This is a genomic window from Vibrio sp. 1167 (assembly GCF_033340375.1).
GTDB classification, from domain to species: domain Bacteria; phylum Pseudomonadota; class Gammaproteobacteria; order Enterobacterales; family Vibrionaceae; genus Vibrio; species Vibrio alginolyticus.
In genome coordinates this window covers 1-1435 of the sequence record NZ_JAWOWK010000060.1, presented here as the reverse complement: position 1 = coordinate 1435, position 1435 = coordinate 1, and the positions used below count along the sequence as shown (strand labels likewise).

Annotated in this window: 2 protein-coding genes; one reads left to right on the top strand and one right to left on the bottom strand. The window is 44.9% G+C overall.

The genetic code is table 11. From position 1 onward, the window contains the following. On the top strand, positions 1-569 hold a 569-nt coding region (locus tag R7Z78_RS24345), incomplete at its 5' end, for a biotin--[acetyl-CoA-carboxylase] ligase (RefSeq protein WP_169643850.1). Positions 570-575: 6 nt separating this feature from the next. On the opposite strand, the gene coaA is transcribed toward R7Z78_RS24345, so the two are convergent. Then, positions 576-1435 (bottom strand): type I pantothenate kinase (coaA, locus tag R7Z78_RS24340; RefSeq protein ID WP_169643849.1); only part of this gene is annotated, 860 nt, incomplete at its 5' end.

Below are 1435 nucleotides of genomic sequence, written 5' to 3'. Positions count from 1 at the left end.
TGTCTATGTACTGGCGTTTGGATGCGGGCATGGCGGCAGCGATGGGATTGAGTTTGGTTGTCGGTATTGCCGCTGTTGAAGCCATAGAAAGTATGGGTATTCAAGGTGTGAAATTGAAGTGGCCCAACGATATTTATTATCAAGACAAAAAGCTCGCCGGTATTTTGGTTGAGATGTCTGGTCAAGCAGGAGGCGCAGCTCACTTAGTGATTGGAATGGGATTAAATATTGGCATGCCTGATGTGCAGCCCGGTATTGATCAACCTTGGACAACACTCAACCAAATTTCCAATGAAGTGAGTATCGATAGAACTCAATTGGCGATACGTCTTATCAAACATTGGAAAGCCGCGTTAGAAGAATATGAACTGACTGGACTGGGTGGTTTTGTTGAACGTTGGAATCGTTTGGACAACTTTATCGGCCGACCGGTTAAGCTTCTTATGGGACCGAGAGAAATACACGGAGTGGTACAAGGTATCGACCAACAGGGTGGGGTGGTGCTCAAAACTGAAAATGGTTTGGAAACCTACATTGGCGGAGAAATTTCGTTGAGAAAAGGGGACTGAGCCCCTTTACTTTCTTAGCGATACTTTGTCGACAAGGTGGTTAGCACCTTTGTGGAGGATCAAATGGGCTCTTTCTCTGGTTGGAAGAATGTTCAATTCCAGATTGAGTCCATTAATATTGCGCCAAATTTCTTTCGCTTTACTTTTCGCTTCATCGACCGACAGCTGCGTATAGTGGCTGAAGTAGGAGCCTGGTTTAGTAAAAGCTCCGCGGCGAAACTTCAAAAATCTCTCGACATACCACTGCTCTATCGTTTCACTTTCCGCATCAACATAAATTGAGAAATCAAGAAAATCAGATACAAATACTCGATGTGGATCATGTGGGTAGTCCATACCGCTTTGTAATACGTTTAAGCCTTCAATAATCAGCACGTCAGGTCGGTCGACTTTTTTTAGCTCATCAGTAATGTCGTATGTGATGTGTGAGTAAACAGGTACTTCAAGATTTGGTTTACCCGCCTTTACATCAGAAACAAATTCTACCAAGCGTTTGATGTCGTAAGATTCGGGAAAACCCTTGCGATGCATGATACCGCGCTCTTCCAGAACCTTTTTGGGATACAGAAAGCCATCCGTTGTAACTAAGGCAACTTTGGGATGATTTTCCCAACGAGAAAGCAGTGCTTTAAGAATGCGTGCTGTTGTACTTTTTCCAACAGCCACTCTACCTGCAATGCCAATAACAAATGGCGGAGCGTGTTCCTCGGTATTTAGAACCTGCTGAAGAACAGAGTTGCGACTTTGGCGAGCCGGTACATATAAATTGAGTAGACGAGACAAAGGAAGGTAGATCTCGACCGCTTCCTCCATAGTGAGGTCTTCATTTATGCCGCGAAGCGCCGTTAGATCCCCTCCCGAGACTG